Source organism: Brevundimonas sp. FV1ye28 (genome assembly GCF_058681135.1).
Map to the genome: position 1 here is coordinate 2,166,173 of NZ_CM178731.1, position 15,810 is coordinate 2,181,982.

The 15,810-nt window shown below is 67.8% G+C and carries 16 protein-coding genes and 2 tRNA genes; 9 read left to right on the forward strand and 9 right to left on the reverse strand.

The features are described 5' to 3' along the window. Positions 1-14: 14 nt before the first annotated feature. The 3 genes from ACW171_RS10595 to ACW171_RS10605 all read right to left on the reverse strand — a co-directional run bounded on the left by ACW171_RS10595 (position 15) and on the right by ACW171_RS10605 (position 2,486). Entirely contained in the window at positions 15-737 is a 723-nt protein-coding gene (locus ACW171_RS10595) for an FkbM family methyltransferase (protein WP_492093148.1), read from the reverse strand. After that, positions 734-2,047, reverse strand: a complete 1,314-nt coding sequence (locus ACW171_RS10600; RefSeq protein WP_492093150.1) for a WcaI family glycosyltransferase — start codon at positions 2,045-2,047, stop codon at positions 734-736. Before ACW171_RS10600 ends, ACW171_RS10595 begins: the two co-directional genes overlap by 4 nt. Positions 2,048-2,409: 362 nt before the next feature. After that, positions 2,410-2,486 (reverse strand) — tRNA-Arg (locus tag ACW171_RS10605). Positions 2,487-2,641: 155 nt separating this feature from the next. On the opposite strand from ACW171_RS10605, the gene ACW171_RS10610 reads away from it, so the two are divergent. Further along, positions 2,642-4,396, forward strand: coding sequence for a gamma-glutamyltransferase family protein (locus tag ACW171_RS10610; protein ID WP_492093152.1), 1,755 nt, complete (start codon positions 2,642-2,644; stop codon positions 4,394-4,396). A 60-nt stretch (positions 4,397-4,456) separates the two neighbouring features. Here the strand turns inward: ACW171_RS10610 and ACW171_RS10615 are convergent, their stop codons facing one another. Together ACW171_RS10615 and ACW171_RS10620 are read right to left on the reverse strand one after the other, a co-directional pair. Beyond that, on the reverse strand, positions 4,457-5,914 hold the full coding sequence (locus ACW171_RS10615) for a sensor histidine kinase (RefSeq protein ID WP_492096620.1): 1,458 nt from the start codon (positions 5,912-5,914) through the stop codon (positions 4,457-4,459). Between the two features lie 5 nt (positions 5,915-5,919). Continuing rightward, entirely contained in the window at positions 5,920-6,642 is a 723-nt protein-coding gene (locus ACW171_RS10620) for a TVP38/TMEM64 family protein (protein WP_492093154.1), read from the reverse strand. Positions 6,643-6,794: 152 nt separating this feature from the next. On the opposite strand from ACW171_RS10620, the gene rpmH reads away from it, so the two are divergent. Genes rpmH through ACW171_RS10650 form a run of 6 tightly spaced genes read left to right on the forward strand, consistent with a single transcriptional unit; the run spans position 6,795 to position 12,758 of the window. Further along, positions 6,795-6,929 carry a 50S ribosomal protein L34 gene (rpmH, locus tag ACW171_RS10625; RefSeq protein WP_013268133.1) on the forward strand — a complete coding sequence of 45 codons (135 nt, stop codon included), beginning with the start codon at positions 6,795-6,797 and terminating at the stop codon, positions 6,927-6,929. Between the two features lie 31 nt (positions 6,930-6,960). After that, the gene (gene rnpA, locus ACW171_RS10630) at positions 6,961-7,386 is read left to right on the forward strand and encodes a ribonuclease P protein component (protein ID WP_492093156.1); all 426 of its coding nucleotides are present in this window, start codon (positions 6,961-6,963) and stop codon (positions 7,384-7,386) included. 5 nt (positions 7,387-7,391) lie between these two features. Beyond that, positions 7,392-9,221, forward strand: coding sequence for a membrane protein insertase YidC (gene yidC, locus ACW171_RS10635; RefSeq protein WP_492093158.1), 1,830 nt, complete (start codon positions 7,392-7,394; stop codon positions 9,219-9,221). Then, the gene (yihA, locus tag ACW171_RS10640; protein WP_492093159.1) at positions 9,218-9,883 is read left to right on the forward strand and encodes a ribosome biogenesis GTP-binding protein YihA/YsxC; all 666 of its coding nucleotides are present in this window, start codon (positions 9,218-9,220) and stop codon (positions 9,881-9,883) included. The genes yidC and yihA overlap by 4 nt, the downstream gene beginning before the upstream one ends. 32 nt (positions 9,884-9,915) lie before the next feature. Then, entirely contained in the window at positions 9,916-11,799 is a 1,884-nt protein-coding gene (cobT, locus tag ACW171_RS10645) for a cobaltochelatase subunit CobT (RefSeq protein WP_492093160.1), read from the forward strand. Then, positions 11,799-12,758 carry an esterase-like activity of phytase family protein gene (locus ACW171_RS10650; protein ID WP_492093161.1) on the forward strand — a complete coding sequence of 320 codons (960 nt, stop codon included), beginning with the start codon at positions 11,799-11,801 and terminating at the stop codon, positions 12,756-12,758. The genes cobT and ACW171_RS10650 overlap by 1 nt, the downstream gene beginning before the upstream one ends. Positions 12,759-12,766: 8 nt before the next feature. Here the strand turns inward: ACW171_RS10650 and ACW171_RS10655 are convergent, their stop codons facing one another. Beyond that, positions 12,767-14,002 carry a PQQ-dependent sugar dehydrogenase gene (locus ACW171_RS10655; RefSeq protein WP_492093162.1) on the reverse strand — a complete coding sequence of 412 codons (1,236 nt, stop codon included), beginning with the start codon at positions 14,000-14,002 and terminating at the stop codon, positions 12,767-12,769. 224 nt (positions 14,003-14,226) lie between these two features. Between ACW171_RS10655 and ACW171_RS10660 the strand changes: the two genes are divergently transcribed. After that, positions 14,227-14,303 (forward strand) — tRNA-Met (locus ACW171_RS10660). A 10-nt stretch (positions 14,304-14,313) separates the two neighbouring features. Here the strand turns inward: ACW171_RS10660 and ACW171_RS10665 are convergent. The 3 genes from ACW171_RS10665 to ACW171_RS10675 all read right to left on the reverse strand — a co-directional run bounded on the left by ACW171_RS10665 (position 14,314) and on the right by ACW171_RS10675 (position 15,336). Then, the gene (locus tag ACW171_RS10665) at positions 14,314-14,718 is read right to left on the reverse strand and encodes a MarR family transcriptional regulator (protein WP_492093164.1); all 405 of its coding nucleotides are present in this window, start codon (positions 14,716-14,718) and stop codon (positions 14,314-14,316) included. After that, on the reverse strand, positions 14,705-15,049 hold the full coding sequence (locus ACW171_RS10670; protein ID WP_492093165.1) for a hypothetical protein: 345 nt from the start codon (positions 15,047-15,049) through the stop codon (positions 14,705-14,707). The genes ACW171_RS10665 and ACW171_RS10670 overlap by 14 nt, the downstream gene beginning before the upstream one ends. 146 nt (positions 15,050-15,195) lie before the next feature. After that, positions 15,196-15,336, reverse strand: coding sequence for a hypothetical protein (locus ACW171_RS10675; protein ID WP_492093166.1), 141 nt, complete (start codon positions 15,334-15,336; stop codon positions 15,196-15,198). Positions 15,337-15,458: 122 nt separating this feature from the next. Between ACW171_RS10675 and ACW171_RS10680 the strand changes: the two genes are divergently transcribed. Further along, on the forward strand, positions 15,459-15,809 hold the full coding sequence (locus ACW171_RS10680; protein WP_492093167.1) for a hypothetical protein: 351 nt from the start codon (positions 15,459-15,461) through the stop codon (positions 15,807-15,809). Position 15,810 lies beyond the last annotated feature (1 nt).

Consider the following 15,810-nt stretch of genomic DNA (forward strand, 5'->3'; position numbering starts at 1 on the left):
ACACGACAGCGCATCTACCGCGAAAACAGCATGTCAATTTGGACGGACGCGCCATCTGGCGTCGTGAAGGAATTGTGAACACCGGAGAGCTTGAGTCCTCTCTCCTGCAGATAGCGGATTACCTCGTCGGCCAAGGGCTGGCCTTCATAAAGTTCGACGAACGACGCTTCGAGATAAACGTAGGCCGCGCGCTTGAGTAGGAACGGCATGCCCTGCAAGGCCGATAGCTCGAAACCCTGCACATCAAGCTTCACCAGGATGGGATCGGCAAGCGCGGCGCTATCGACCACGTCATCGATCCGCACGACCTTGATATTGGCTTTGGACACCTCAGCAGTGCCTGGAAAGATGGTGTTCTGACGGGCCGAAATCGGCAGGAGAGAGGAGCTGTCCGCCCGTCCCGAGATGTGAATCTCGGTTTCACCGGGCGTATGTCCCGCTGCGACGCGATGGAGAGTGACCCTATCGTCGTCTGCGAACAGGCGATCGAAGCGGTCTGCGGCCGCCTCCAGAGGTTCGAAGGCGTGAATAAGCAGGTCTGGGTGCTGGGCACGGGCCGCCAAGGAGAACTGGCCGATATTGGCACCTACATCGATAAGGGTAGCTGGCCCTATCGTGCGTAGGGCCCCCTCGTGTTCGATAGCGGCGGCCGTGCCAAACCGTAGCCCTCGCCTGTACGTCCGGTTGCGTAACAGACGCGCCAGCTTGGCCGCGCGGCGTAGAAGACTCATGGTCATGTTCTGTATTCACCTGGAATCAGACTTGAAATCTCCCCATCAAACCCGTCGATGATCGCGCTCTTGCGCCAACGCTCCTCGGCGCGCAGGCGGCCGGCGGCACCCAGGGTTCGGCGTTGGGCCGCATCGGACGCCAGTTCGAGAACCGCCGCCGTCATGGCCTCGGCCGTCGGTTCGACCGCCAGACCGCACCCGCTCACCTCGTGTTCCAGGCCTGTGCCGCTCGCCGCCATCGCCACGACCGGGCGACCGGAGGCCAGCATGCCCGTCAACTTGGACGGCAGGACCAGATCGGCGGCTTCCGGCCGTTGAGGCAGCAGGTGGATGTCCGCCGTGCCCAGCAGTTCCGGCAGACGCTCCAATGGCTGCAATGGCAGAAAATGCACCGTGTCCAGGCCCCGGCAGGCTCGTTCGAGCTCGGCGCGGGCTGGGCCGTCGCCGCACAGCAGAAGCGACACGTTCGCCTCGGCCGCCTTCAGGCCGGCCGCGACCTGGCCGAGGGCCTCCAGCCCCTGTTTCCCGGCCATATTGCCTGAGTAGAGGGCGACGACCCGGTCTTCGGGAATAAAGAGCTCCTGGCGGTAGCGGGTGTTGGAACTGGCGAAGACCTGGACCGCATCCACATCGACCCAGTTGCGGAACTCGCTGGCGCGCGCCGGGTCCACCCCCTTGGCCGCCAGTCTTTCGACCATCGCCGGCGAGATGCTGGACACATGGTCGAACCGCTTGAGAAGCGTCCGTTCGAAGCCCAGCGCCACCCGTCGGGCGAAGTCGCTGTTCAGCACGCCGAGATCGAACGCGGCATCGACTTCGAAGTCCTGAACATGCAGCCAACTGGCGCTGCCCGAGACCCGGCTTGCCGCCAGCGCCGCCCCGGTCGCGGCCAGGGTTGGAGCGACGGCGAACACCAGGTCGGGCCTGAACCGGCGCGCCACCAGCATGGCGGTCGGCGTCGCGGCCGCCCCGAAGGAGGCCAAATGGATCACGCGTCGGAGGCCGGTGGGCTCTCGCGGCACATAAAGAGGAACGCGGTGAACCGTGACGCCGTTCAACACCTCGCTCGACCAGCCGGCGCCGGAGTATCCCGTCGGAACCGTCCAGGACGGATAATAGGGTGGCCCCGTCACCACCTCGACGGTATGGCCGCGCGCCGCCAGCTCCTCGGCCAGCTCGGTCGTATATTTGGCGCAGCCGACCAGTTCGGGGGCGTAGTTCAGCGCCACGATCAGCACGCGCTTGGGAGCCGATTGTTCTGGCTCGGCCCCAGTGTGCGGCTCATCCAGAATGGCCGGCGATACAGCCTGAGACATCGATAACTCCCCCAGGACACGCTATGGAGGACCGACGCTTTTCGCAAGTGCAGCATGATCAATGTTCGCTGTAAGTCTGGCTCTGAAGCGGATGCGCAACAGAGATCAGAGTTATGGAATGCGAGGAGCGATTTTGTTCTCGCGGCTGTCGCGACCGGCGATGTCCGGGTCGTCTGTCCTTGTGGCTTTGGCAGAGGCCGGCTTCACGCCATCGTCTGGAGCGGATCGAAGCGATCCGGCGGACGACCAACAAACCGTCCGAGATCGAGATCGCGCCAAGGCGACCCGGCGACGCGCCCTGCCTGGCGGCGGGCAATTCAGCGGCCAACCAGACGAAGTCTCTGTCGATGTTCAGGAAAGAATGGCGCGCCCGGAACGATTCGAACGTCCGACCCTCAGATTCGTAGTCTGATGCTCTATCCAGCTGAGCTACGGGCGCGCATTCGCCTTGCGGCGAGGGCGGGTATCTAGCGGGTCGGCTTTCGACGCGCAACCCGGTTTTCGATCCAAGTTGAAAACGGGCCCTTGGCGCGGCGAACGACGGGGCTTAGGTCCATCAAGTCACCGATCGACATCAGTGTTTTCCGGGTCGCCATGCCGTATTCGCCGTTCCGTCGCCTGCTCGTCGCCGCCGTGGCCCTGTCGCTGGCCGCGTGCCAGACCCAGACGACCGGAGGCGGCGCGCCCGCAAGGATTCAGGCCGCACCGACGCCGGCCGCACCGACGCCGGCCACACCCGCGCGGGGGCCGTTCGTGGCGGCCGCCAACCCGCTGGCGGTCGAGGCGGGGATGGCGGTGCTTCGTCGCGGCGGGTCGGCGGTGGATGCGGCGGTGGCGGTGCAGGCCGTTCTCGGTCTGGTCGAGCCCCAGTCCTCCGGCCTCGGCGGCGGGGCCTTCCTCATGGTGTATGACGCCGACACGAAAGAGGTCACCACCTACGACGGGCGCGAGACCGCTCCGGCCGATGCGACGCCCGAGCTGTTCTACGAGAACGGCCGTCCCCTGCCCTTCATGGACGCGGTGCTCAGCGGACGCTCCACCGGCGCGCCGGGCGCCGTGGCGGCCCTGGCGATGGCGCAGGAGGCCCATGGGATCCTCGCCTGGTCCTCGTTGTTCGGGGACGCCGAGCGGCTGGCCCGCGACGGCTTCACGGTCAGCCCGCGCCTCGCTGGCTTCATCGCCGGCGGCGGGCAGGCGCGGAGCCGCTGGGCGACCGAGTATTTCACCAAGCCCGACGGGACCCGCTACGTCGCCGGCGACACCCTGCGGAACCCGGCCTACGCCGACACCGTGGCGACGATCGCTCGCGACGGCATTCAGGCCCTGCGGACCGGCCCGATCGCCGAGGCCATCGTCGAGGCGGTCCAGGCCGAGCCGCGTCCGGGCACGCTGAGCGCCTCAGACCTGGCCGGCTATCGCCCCATCGCGCGGGACGCCCTGTGCCGTCCGTTCCGGGTCTATGTCGTCTGCATCCCGCCGCCGCCGTCCAGCGGCGTGGCCCTGCTGCAGCTGCTGGCCATGGCCGAGACCCCGACCGCCGCGCCTGTCCTGGCGCAGGGCGAGACCAGCGCCGACGCCTGGACCCTGTTCGCCCAGTTGCAGCGGCTGATGTACGCCGATCGCGACCGCTATGTCGCCGATCCGGCCTTCGTCGGGGTGCCGGTCGCGGGCCTTCTGGACCCCGACTATGTGGCGAGCCGCGCGGCGCTTGCGCCCGACCTGACCGGCGCCGCCACGGCGGGGACCCCGCCGGGAGGCGTCTTCCGCGCCCCCGACGCGACGCGCGAGCCCGCCGGCACCTCCCACCTGGTCGTGGTGGATGCGCAAGGAAACGCCGTCTCCATGACCACCACGGTCGAGAGCATCTTCGGCTCGGGCCGGATGGCGGGCGGGTTCTTTCTCAACAATCAGCTGACCGACTTTTCCTTCTCGCCGAGGACAGCGGAGGGTGCGCCGATCGCGAACGCGGTGGCGGCGGGCAAGCGACCGCGGTCGTCCATGTCGCCGGTCATCATCCTTGACCACGACGGCCGTCTTGTCGGCGCTCTCGGCTCGCCGGGCGGCCCCTCCATCCTGGCCTACAACGCCAAGGGCCTAATCGGGACCCTGGTGTGGGGACTGCCGATCCAGGCGGCGTTCGACCTGCCCAATCTGGTGGCGCGCGGCGCGGGCTTCGGGGCGGACACGGCGCGCTTCGGTCCGACCCTGACGGAGCAGTTGGCGGAACGCGGCATCGTGCTCCAGCCCAACGCCTCAGAGACGTCCGGCCTGCACGGCGGAATCTGGAAGGGCGACCACTGGGACGGCGGAGCGGATGATCGGCGCGAGGGCGTGGCCCGGACGCAGTAGCGGACGCCGAGGTTCGGACGTCGCACGCCGTCTCGATTTGCATCTTTCGATCGACCGGCCCTAGCTGGGCAACCTCAGCTCGAACGTCGTGCCCGCAGGTCCCGTCTCGACCAGCTTCAGTTCGCCCCCATGCGCGGCCGCCAGTTCGCGCGAAATGGTCAGTCCCAGCCCCGTACCGTCGGCCGATCCGCCGCTGACGAAGGGCTCGAACAGCCGCTCCGACAGGCGCGGCGGAATGCCGGGACCGTCGTCGACGATGCGGACGACACTCCAGCCGTCCTCAGTCGTGGCCTCGACCATCACCGACCCGAGCGGCCCGCCTCTCTTGCGGACCGCCCGCGCAGGGTCGCCCTCGATGGCCTGACGGGCGTTGCGCATCAGGTTGACCAGGATGCGATGCAACTGGTCGGCATCCGCCTGGATGGTGAAGCGCGCCGGCAGGGCCTTGACCAGACGCACGCCGGTCGCCTCCAGCCCCGCATCCTCGGCCGCCGAGGTCACGGCAGGCGCCAGCGAAACGCGGTCCACGACCGGCGCCGGCTCCTCGGACTTGCCATAGTCCAGCACATTGCGGGTCAGGGCGGCGGCGCGACCGAGCGCCCGTTCCAGGCGCGGCAGGGCCTTGGCGACCTGGGGATCGGCGGACGAGGCCAGACGTTCGGAGGCGATCTGGGCCGAGGTCAGCATGTTCCGGAGATCGTGGTTGATCTTGGCCACCGCCTCGCCCAGCGCCACGAGCCGGGAGCGGGAGCGCAGGGCCTGACGCACCTCCTCCTGCATGACGGCCAGTTCGCGCTCGACCCGGCCGATCTCATCATGGCGATCCGAAGGGGTCGGGGCGACCGTCTGGGGGTCGGCGGCGAAGCCTTCGATGGACCGGGTCACCCGGCGCAGCGGCTGCAGCACCAGGAAGGCGAGGCCGGTATAGAGCAGGCCGCCCGCGACCACCGAAATGACGATCGAGACCAGCAGGCTATTGAGCAGGAAGGCCCGCAGCTCGACCTTCAGCGGTTCGGCCGGGGCGACGACGTCGATGAAGTCGCCGGAACGGTATCGGGGTGCCGCACGGGCCCGGATCGAGCGGTCCTCCGGCCCGAACAAGGTGTGGATCGGGTCCATCAGACGCGCGCCCAGGCTCCGACGCCTCAGGTCGATGAAGTCGGGCGCACGGGTCAGATTCGGAGCCTGCAGGAGCTGGCGCATCACTCCCTGGTCGCTGATGGCCACCGCCGACACCCCGCCGATGCGCAACAGCTGTTCCGCCGTCTGGTCGTCCACCGCGCTATAGGGCAGGGCCTCGACCCCCACGGACGCCAGCTCCGCGGCCTGCAGCCTGTCCATCAGCCAGCGCTCGTGGAAGCTGGCGGCGTTCGGCCCCACGATGAGGGCCTGCACGGCCAGGGTGAAGGCCACGGTCAGCAGCAGGAGGCGCGACGACAGGCCGTCCGGGGCATGGGGCGTCAGCCGCTCGCGCCATTGCGCGGGCAGACGGTCGAACCGCTCGCGAAGGACCACCATGGGGCTCACGTCGTGGCGGCTCCGGGGAACCGTTTCTGAAGGCCTTTGAGGACCAGGGGCAGGACCACTGCCAGGACGAAGACACCGGCCATCGGTGCCCAGAACTGGCCGAACAGGGCCTGGATGTCGGGGTTGGGGTTCTCGGCCAGCAACTGGTTCAGACGCGCCCCGATCCAGCAGTAGATGATGTGGGCCGGCAGCAGGCCGATGACCGTGGCGATCGTATAGGGGGCCAGCCGGACCGACATGACGCCCGCCGCGATATTGATCATGTGGAAGGGAACGACGACCGCCAGCCGCGAGGCTAGCACATACCAGAAGGTGTCCTGGTCGATGGCGACGCAGACCTTCTTCAGCATCCCCTCGTCGCGCTCGGCCTTGCGACGCAGATCCTGCCCCAGGGCGGACCGGGCGACGGCATAGACGATCAGGGCGCCCACTGTGGCGGCGATGGACGTAGAGACGCCCCCGACCCAGGGCCCGAACAGATATCCGGCGGTGATGGTGACGAAAAAGACGCCCGGCACCACGCTGGCGGTGGCGACGGCGAAGATCCCCATCAGGGCCAGCAGAGCCAGTATATAATTGTCCGCCGCATAGGCCCTCAGCTCGCTGCCGTGCACGCGCAGCGTGTCCAGCGACAGATAGCGGTTCCACCCCATGCCGAAGATCAGGGCGATCACGCAGGCGAGGACGATAAGAGGCAGAAACCGTTTCAGGCGATCCATGGTATTCTCAAACGGTTCCGGGCATTCCGGCGTTTCAAAGCTATAGGACGTCGTCGTCGGCGTTGACAGCCGAAGCCCCTCCGCTTATACGCCCGCCCTTCCCGCAGAGGACGCCTTCGTTCTTTGCGCCACTCTAACCTCTGGAGCCGACCGTGAAGCGGACCTATCAGCCGTCGCGACTCGTGCGCAAGCGCCGTCACGGCTTCCGTTCGCGGATGGCCACCAAGAACGGACAGAAGATCGTTGCGCGTCGCCGCGCCAAGGGCCGCAAAAAGCTGACGGCTTAAGCGGCCTGTTCCCTCCCGAGGGAGGGGATCGATGACGATTGCCACCACAATCCATCGCCTGACCTCGCGGCCCCAGTTTCTGGCGGCCGCGAAAGGCGTTTCTCTGGCCCGCGGCGCCGTGGTCGTGCAGCGACTGGATCGCGGCGACGGGGATGCCGCGATGCGGATCGGCTTCACCGCGACCAGGAAGGTCGGCGGGGCCGTCGTGCGCAACCGCTGCAAGCGCCGCCTTCGTGAGGCCGCGAGGGCCATGGTCGTCCAGTACGGCGTCCCCGGCAGCGACTATGTCTTCATCGCCAGACAGGGCACGGCCGACCGTCCGTGGGAGCGTTTGCTTGACGATGTGAAATCGGCCCTTACAAGGCTCGCGACCCCCGTCGACGGCCCGAAGTCCGCCCGGCCGGCTCCCGTTTCCGTCGATACGACGTCTCCACCTTTCCAAGTCCTGGACCGCTGACCCGCATGAAGAACGAGAACACCCGGAATATGGTGATCTTCGCCGTGGCCACGGCGGCGATCCTGATCCTGTACCAGATCTTCGTCATGGGCCCGCAGATGGAGCGCCGTAAGGCCGCTCAGGAAGCCTTTGCGGCCTCCGCGCCGGCCTCGCCCGACGCCGCCGATCAGGTTCCGGGCACGGCGCCGGCCTCGTCGAGCGCGATCTTCGTCACCGACCGCACCCAGGCCATGGGCAACGTCGCCCGCGTGCCGGTCCGCACCGATAAACTTCAGGGCTCGCTGTCGCTCCAGGGCGGCCGCATCGACGACCTGTTCCTGACCGACTACCGAGAGACGCTGGACGCCGACGCCCCCCCGGTGGAACTGTTCCGTCCGCAGGGCATGGAGCACGCCTATTTCGCCCAGTTCGGATGGACCGGCCAGAACATCGCCGGCGGCGTTCCCGGCCCCAATACCATCTGGCGCCTGACCTCCGGTTCGACCCTCAGCCAGACCACGCCCGTCACCCTGACCTGGGACAACGGACAGGGCCTGCGCTTCACCCGCGTCGTCGCCATCGACGACCAGTATATGTTCACCGTCACCGACACGGTCGCCAACCTGGGAACCCAGGCCATCACCATCGCCCCCTATGGCCGCATCGAACGCCAGGGCGTGCCCGAGCATCTGGGCAAGACCCAGATCCTGCACGAGGGCGGCATCGGCACCTTCTCCAAGGGCGACGGCTATGCCACGACCCAGCTGAAATACGGCGACTGGGCCAAGAAGCCGCGCGAACAGTTCGAGTCGACCGGCGGCTGGCTGGGCATCACCGACAAATACTGGATGGCGGCCCTGATCCCGCCCCAGACCGAGACGGTCCAGGCCGAGTTCCGCGTGACCGACGCGAACCGCTACAACATCCATGAGGCCCGCATCCTCGGCGAGGCCCGCGTCATCAATCCGGGCCGCCAGATCGTCGAGGTCCAGCACCTGTTCGCGGGTGCCAAGCGCAATGAGATCCTTTCGACCTACGAGAAGCAGTACGACCTGCCGCGCTTCATCTACGCGATCGACTGGGGCTTCCTGTTCTTCCTGACGCGCCCGATCTTCCTCTTGGTCGAGTTCTTCTACGGCCTGGTCGGCAACTTCGGTGTCGCCATCCTGCTGCTGACCCTGACGATCAAGCTCGTCATGTTCCCGCTGGCCAACAAGAGCTACGAGAGCCTGTCCAAGATGCGGAAGCTTCAGCCGCACATGGAAAAGATCAAGGAACAGCACAAGGACGACCCGCAGGCCCAGCAGAAGGCCACGATGGAGTTGTACCAGAAGGAGAAGATCAATCCGCTGGCGGGCTGCCTGCCCATCCTGGTCCAGATCCCGGTCTTCTACGCCCTGTACAAGGTGCTCTACGTCACCATCGAGATGCGGCATGCGCCCTTCTTCGGCTGGATCCGCGACCTGTCGGCGCCGGACCCCACCAACATCTGGCAGCTGTTCGGCCTGATCCCGTGGGATCCGTCCTCGGTGCCGCTGGTCGGTAACCTGATCGGCTCGCATGCGGGTGGCTTCACCCTGGCGCTCAGCGTCCTCGCCATCATCTACGGCTTCACCATGTGGCTGCAGACGGCCATGAACCCGCCCGCGCCCGATCCCATCCAGCGCAAGATCTTCGCCTGGATGCCGGTGATCTTCACCTTCATCATGGCCGGCTTCCCGGCGGGTCTGCTGATCTACTGGGCGTGGAACAACGTCCTCTCGATCGCTCAGCAGTATTTTATCATGCACCGCTTCAAGGCCGAGAACCCGATCGACGACCTGATCGCCAAGCTGACGAAGAAGAGCCCGGCTTGACCGACGAGGGGCCGATCACCGCATCCGACTACGACGACGAAGAGATCGAGGCCGCTCGCGTTCTGTTTCAGCGCCCTGCGACCTTCGTCATGGGTGCGGCAAAGATCGAGCAATTGCCGGAGCCCAATCTGCCGGAAGTGGCCTTCGCCGGCCGCTCCAACGTCGGCAAGTCCAGCCTGATCAACGGCCTGGTCGGCATGCACAAGCTGGCCCGCGCCTCGAACGAGCCCGGCCGGACGCGCGAGGTCAATTTCTTCGACCTGGACGGCAAGCTGCGGCTGGTCGACCTACCCGGCTACGGCTGGGCCAAGGCGTCCAAATCGACGGTGAAACAGTTCCAAAATCTGGGCCGCGACTATCTGCGCGGCCGGGTGACGCTGAAGCGGGTCTATCTGTTGATCGACGCCCGCCACGGGTTGAAGCCGGTCGACACCGAGGCTCTGGACGCCCTGGACCTCGCTGCCGTCAGCTATCAGATCGTCCTCACCAAGGCCGACAAGATCAAGGCGCACGAGCGCGACACCGTCGCGGCGGCGACGCTGAAAGCCATATCCAAACGCCCCGCCGCCTTCCCGGCGGTAATCGTGACCTCGGCCGAAAAGGGCGCGGGCCTGCCGGAGCTGCGCGCCGAGATCATGCGGACGACGGGCGCGGAGCTCTAGCCTCCGCCGTCCCGACGCCTTAGGTGTCGCCCATGCCCCCCGCCGACACCCCCGCCGAGGTCTTCAAGCGCGCCCTCGCCCATGCGGCCCGCGCGCTCGCGGAACAGTCGGAGCTCGAGGTCGTGTTCGGCTCCGACGGGCCGAAGCTGACCGGCGGCGTCCTCACCCTACCCCACCCGCCGCGGACGCCGTCCGACGGCGACAGCGCCACGATCCGGGGCCAGGCCGACCGCCTCGCCCTGCGGCTCGCCAACCACGACCCGTCGATCCATTCGACCCTGCGCCCGACCGACAGCCGCGCCGCCGAGGTGTTCGAGGCCGTCGAACAGGCCCGCGTCGAGGCCCACGGCTCCACCGCCCTCGCGGGCGTCCGCAAGAACATGGACGCCGCCCTCCTGACCCGTCTGGAAAAGATGGGCGCCCTGAGGGTCACCGAGGCCGACCGTGTCCCCGTCGCCGAGGCCGTCGCCCTGCTACTCCGCGAACGCGTCACCGGCCAGCGTGCGCCCGACGGCGCCGGCGCGATGCTCGATCTAGTCCGCACAGAGCTCGAGGCAAAGGCGCACGTTCAGCTCGACAAGCTGGCCGAGACCGCCGGCGACCAGGCCGCCTTCGGCAAGGCTCTGAAGGACGTACTGCGCGCCCTTGACCTGGACCCCGGCGACGGACGCGGCGACGACGCTTCGGATGACGCGGGCGAGGATGAGCCCGATCCTCAGGAGCCTGAAGCCAGCGAAGATCAGGACGATGAGGAGGACGAAAGCGGCGGCGAAGGCGGCCAGTCGATGGACGGCGCCTCCGAGGACCCGACCTCCGAACAGGACCGCGACGCCCGCCCCGACGGCTCTCCCGCCGAACGCGACGGCGACGCCGCCGACGACGGCCCCGACGTGGCCGAAGGCGCCCTGCCGAACCGTCAGGAGAACGCCGACGACGGCCGTCAGGTCGATGTCTACAAGGTCTTCACCACCGCCTATGACGAAGTCGTGGACGCCGCTGACCTGTGCGACCCGATGGAGCTGGATCGCCTGCGGTCCCTGCTGGACCAGCAACTGACCATCCTGTCCTCCGTCGTCGCCCGCCTCGCCAACAAGCTGCAGCGCCGCCTGATGGCGCAGCAGAACCGGTCGTGGGCCTTTGACCTTGAGGAGGGCGTGCTGGACACCGCCCGCCTGACCCGTGTCATCACCGACCCGACCAGCCCACTGTCGTTCAAGATGGAGTCCGAGAGCCCGTTCCGGGACACGGTCGTCACCCTTCTGCTCGACAACTCCGGCTCGATGCGCGGACGGCCGATCATGGTCGCGGCGGTTTGCGCCGACATCCTGGCGCGGACGCTGGAACGCTGCGGCGTCAAGGTCGAGATCCTCGGCTTCACCACCCGCGCCTGGAAGGGCGGACAGGCGCGAGAGGCCTGGATCACGGCCGGCAAGCCGTCGATGCCCGGCCGCCTCAACGACCTGCGTCACATCATCTACAAGGCCGCCGACGCCCCCTGGCGCCGCGCCAAGAAGAACCTCGGCCTGATGATGCGCGAGGGCCTGCTCAAGGAAAACATCGACGGCGAGGCCCTGACCTGGGCCCACGACCGCCTCAAGGCCCGGCCCGAAAGCCGCCAGATCCTGATGGTCATCTCCGACGGCTCGCCGGTCGACGACTCGACGCAAAGCGCCAACGCCGCCCTTTACCTCGACAAACATCTGCGCGCCGTCATCGAACGGATCGAGACCCAGTCGCCCGTCGAGCTGATCGCCATCGGCATCGGCCACGACGTGACCCGCTGGTATCACCGCGCCGTCACCATCGTCGATGTCGAACAGCTGGGCGGCGTCATGATCGAGAAGCTGGCCGAGCTGTTCGACGCCGCGCCCAAGCAGGCTCAGAAGGGCGGGCGCCGCCTGAAGCGTGCGGCGTGATGCGGCTGGTCTTGCGCGCCGGCCTTTCGCTGGCCCTGATGGCGCTGGCCGCCTGCGCCGCCGTGGCCACCGCCACGCCCGGCCCGGCGACCGATCCCGACTACGTCATCCGCATGGAGGCCCGCCACGTCCCGCTCGGCATCGGCGGCGCCACCCTGGCCCCCGGCGTCAGCTATGGTGGCGGCCTGGTCCTGCGCGGCACCGAGTTGCACGGCCTTTCGGATCTGAAGATCACGGGGGCCGATCCTTCGAAGATGCAGGCCTGGGCGGTCAGCGACTTCGGCCACCTCGTCCGCTTCTCGATCCGGCTGGACCGAAACGGCCGCCTGACGTCTGCCGGCGACGCCACCAACCGCCCCCTCATCGGCCCCGACGGAGCCGTTCTCGCTCCCAAGGAAAACGCCGACGCCGAAGGTCTGGCCATCCTGCCCGACGGCGACGTCCTGGTCAGCTTCGAGCGCGACCACCGGATCTGGTCCTACGGCTCAGGCGCGAGCGAGCGGCCGAGGCTGGTTTCAACCCCGCGACACCCCTTCGGCGACAATCAGGGCATCGAAGGCCTGGCCCCTGCGCCGGACGGCAAGTGGCTGGCGCTGGGCGAGGCGGGCGGCGCATGGCTCTGCGACGACACCGATTGCGAAGCCCTGCCCCACGCCCCGACAGCCTATACTGACGGATTCCTGACCACCGGGGCGGACGTCGATCCGGCGGGAGGCTGGTTCATCGTCCAGCGCCTCTTCACCCCGCCCCTGAACATGCAGGCCCGCGTCCGCCACATGGCGCCGGACGGGACCCTGTCGGCGCCACTGATCCACCTTCGCCCGCCCGCCTCGACGGACAATTTCGAAGGTGTCGCGGCCGTGGCCACATCGACCGGCACGCGCCTCTATCTGCTCAGCGACGACAACGACAACTTTGTGCAGAAGACGTTGCTGCTGGCGTTCGACATCAGGCGCTGAAGTGGCGGCTACTCGGCTGCCGCCAGCCGCACCAGCTTGCCATCGTCTTCATCGGTGATGACCCAGACCGCGCCGTCCGACCCCACGGCCACATCGCGGATGCGCTCGCCCAGGCCCGTCATCAGCCGCTCCTCGCCGACCACCCTGTCGCCCTCCAGTACCAGCCGGGTCAGCGACTTGCCGCCCAGACCCGCGATCAGCAGATTGCCGTCCCAGGCCGGGAACATGGCACCGGAGTAGAAGGCCTGGCCGCCGGGCGCGATGACCGGATCCCAATAATAGACCGGCTGTTCCAGGCCCTCGCGAGCCGTGATCCCCTCGTTGATCGCCGCGCCGCGATACTCGACGCCATAGGCGATGATCGGCCAGCCGTAGTTCTTGCCGGCTTCCGGCCGGTTCAGCTCGTCGCCGCCGCGCGTGCCGTGTTCGATGGTCCAGATCGCGCCTGTGCCGGGTTGGGTCGCGATGCCCTGCACGTTGCGGTGGCCCGACGACCAGATCTCGGGCAGCGCACCGGCCTGACCGACGAAGGGATTGTCCTGGGGCACGCTGCCGTCGGCGTTGATGCGGATGATTTTGCCCATGTGCGAGCCCAGATCCTGGGCCTGGGGCCGCATCGGCGCGTCCGATCGCTCACCCAGGGTGATGAACAGGTGACCCGCCGGGTCGAACGCCAGGGCCGATCCGAAATGCTTGTCGCCGTCATAGATCGGCAGGGCGCGGAAGATCACGCGCACGTCCGACACGCCTGATCCGTCCTCGGACAGCACCCCGCGCGCGACGGAGGTCGCGTTGCCGCCCTCACGCGGCTCGGCATAGCTCCAGAAGATGGTGCGGTTGCTGGCGAAGTCGGGCGACAGGATGACGTCCAGCAGCCCCCCCTGGCCACGCGCATCGACGGCGGGCAGGCCGGTGATCGGCTCGCCGACCGCGCCCGCGGCGCTGACGATCCGCATACGGCCCGGCCGTTCCGTGACCAGCCAGTTTCCGTCGGGCAGCATCGCCATGCCCCAGGGATGCTCCAGCCCGGACGCCACGACCGCATGGCGCAGCGTGCCCTCGGTCGTCACACCCGGCGCACGGGTCTGGCCGGCGAAGGCGGGGGTCTGGTTCGCGCCATTGGCCGCACGCGTCTCGACCGGGGCACCCGGCGTGGCGGCGGCGGGCTGGCTCTGTCCGCTGGCTCCGCAGGCCGAGGCCAGAACGAGCATGGAAGAGGCGGCTGCGAGGGCGATCGGGCGCATGGAAACTCCGGGTCTGGTTTGGGCCTGCGGTCAACGGCCTTCAGGATAGGCCTGAAACGACCCGCAAGCGGCGCCGTTCCTGCTCTTATGGCGGCGCGACCCGGCGTCGCAGGCGGCGGTTCTCCCTGGCCATGCGCGATGCGACTTGAACCGAAGGGATGGCGTCTGTATAGGCACGCCTCTCGCGTCATCCGGCCCCGGCCGTCAGGGCGACCATTGGACTGGGCTGGGTAGCTCAGATGGTTAGAGCGGTGGATTCATAACCCACAGGTCGGCGGTTCGATCCCGCCTCCAGCCACCAGTCCAATCCTCTAGCGTCTGACCCTCAATCCCGCCGGCGCCGGTCGGACGCCGATGGGCCGTGCGCTTTCGATCAGGGCGTCCAGGCGCCCGACCAGTTCGATCCCAGCCGGGCTGAGATAGAGGTGGCGCGAAACGCCCTCGCGCTCGTTCGAGGCCATGATGAGCCAGCCGCGCCCCTGCGGACGAGCCCCAGGATCCGCCGCGTCCAGCAGGGCGCGAGAGGCGCGCGACGCCGTCGCCTCGGTCGTCTCCATCAGACCAGCCAGTTCCTTGATCCGGACACCGGGATTCTCGGCCACGTAGAGAAAGGCCAGGATTTCCGACTGGGTGATGTCGGGCGCCAGTTTCTTCAGCAGAACCAGGCCGGCCAGGAGGGTGTTGCGCCGACGTCCGCCGCCCTCAGTCATCGACATAGGGCGAGACGACCAGGGCCGGCGCTGGCGCACGGCGACCGACGCGCGGCTTTCGGCGCTGGAAGACCAGACCCGCCGAGGGGTGGGCACGCTTCATCATTTCGAACTGGCCGCGCACGGCCTCGGACTGACGTTCGGCGTCCTCTGCGTCGCGGGCGTCGATGTCGATCGTGATAGTGGCGCGAAAGCGCATGGGGGTCGCCGGGTTCGAGGATTCTGGAGTGTTCGCAGCGTCGGGTTGGGCGGCGCGAGCCAGCAGAACCCAGCCGACGCTGGCCTGGATCCACTCAAGCAACTCCGTTTGCACAGGATCGACCATTTCGAACCCCATTTCCCCCGCTCAGCCACGACGGCAGAACAGGTCGAAATCGTGTTCCGAGCATGTCGGATTTCATACTTCGCCGTAAGGTTTGCGGACCAAAATCAGGTTTGGTCAGTGCGGCACCCCAACCACTTCACGTCCAGTCGGAGTCCTGGTCAGCCCGTGCGCCGGTGACCGGCCGTCTCCGCACGGCGCTTGCGCCGCCTGCGCCAACGCCTCCCCGTCGGCTGTCCGGCCAGATCCCAGATCAACAGGGCGACCAGGATCAGGATCACCAGGCCGCCCGCAATCAGCATGATCGTCATCTCCGCCGGCAACGGCGCAGCCTATCATTTCATGCTGCACCGCACCATGACTGCAACGGATCGTGATGACCGACGTTCACGGCAAAGGTTCAACGCTGTTCGAGGGCTCCGCCATGACTATCCGTATCCCGTCCCTGCTGGCCGTATCCGCCGTCGCCGTCCTGTCTCTGGGTGCGGTCGCCTGCACGGACGCCGAACAGGAGAGGACCGAAGCCAACGCCGAGGCCGCCGGTGACAACGCCGAGGTCGCGGCCGCCGAAGCCGCCGATAAGGCCGGCGAGCTGGCCGCGCAGGCCGGCGAGGTGCTCGAGGCCGGAACGATGAAGGCGGCCCAGGCCGTCGAAACGGGTGCCGGCAACGTCGCCGATCACCTCGAAGCCAACCAGGCGGAAGCCGCCGCCGAGGGTCGCCCCGGTGCCGTCAATCCGAACACTGACCAGCGCGTCCCCGCTCCGGCCAACTAGG

What these genes read in the sequence shown, in the direction of transcription:
- ACW171_RS10600 (WP_492093150.1), bottom strand. Translation starts at nt 2,047, where the DNA reads ATGTCTCAGGCTGTATCGCCGGCCATTCTGGATGAGCCGCACACTGGG.
- ACW171_RS10670 (WP_492093165.1), bottom strand. Translation starts at nt 15,049, where the DNA reads ATGGGGTTCGAAATGGTCGATCCTGTGCAAACGGAGTTGCTTGAGTGG.
- ACW171_RS10680 (WP_492093167.1), top strand. Translation starts at nt 15,459, where the DNA reads ATGACTATCCGTATCCCGTCCCTGCTGGCCGTATCCGCCGTCGCCGTC.
- ACW171_RS10675 (WP_492093166.1), bottom strand. Translation starts at nt 15,336, where the DNA reads ATGCTGATTGCGGGCGGCCTGGTGATCCTGATCCTGGTCGCCCTGTTG.
- ACW171_RS10610 (WP_492093152.1), top strand. Translation starts at nt 2,642, where the DNA reads ATGCCGTATTCGCCGTTCCGTCGCCTGCTCGTCGCCGCCGTGGCCCTG.
- ACW171_RS10595 (WP_492093148.1), bottom strand. Translation starts at nt 737, where the DNA reads ATGACCATGAGTCTTCTACGCCGCGCGGCCAAGCTGGCGCGTCTGTTA.
- cobT (WP_492093160.1), top strand. Translation starts at nt 9,916, where the DNA reads ATGCCCCCCGCCGACACCCCCGCCGAGGTCTTCAAGCGCGCCCTCGCC.
- ACW171_RS10665 (WP_492093164.1), bottom strand. Translation starts at nt 14,718, where the DNA reads ATGTCGATGACTGAGGGCGGCGGACGTCGGCGCAACACCCTCCTGGCC.
- ACW171_RS10620 (WP_492093154.1), bottom strand. Translation starts at nt 6,642, where the DNA reads ATGGATCGCCTGAAACGGTTTCTGCCTCTTATCGTCCTCGCCTGCGTG.
- ACW171_RS10615 (WP_492096620.1), bottom strand. Translation starts at nt 5,914, where the DNA reads ATGGTGGTCCTTCGCGAGCGGTTCGACCGTCTGCCCGCGCAATGGCGC.
- ACW171_RS10650 (WP_492093161.1), top strand. Translation starts at nt 11,799, where the DNA reads ATGCGGCTGGTCTTGCGCGCCGGCCTTTCGCTGGCCCTGATGGCGCTG.
- rnpA (WP_492093156.1), top strand. Translation starts at nt 6,961, where the DNA reads ATGACGATTGCCACCACAATCCATCGCCTGACCTCGCGGCCCCAGTTT.
- ACW171_RS10655 (WP_492093162.1), bottom strand. Translation starts at nt 14,002, where the DNA reads ATGCGCCCGATCGCCCTCGCAGCCGCCTCTTCCATGCTCGTTCTGGCC.
- yidC (WP_492093158.1), top strand. Translation starts at nt 7,392, where the DNA reads ATGAAGAACGAGAACACCCGGAATATGGTGATCTTCGCCGTGGCCACG.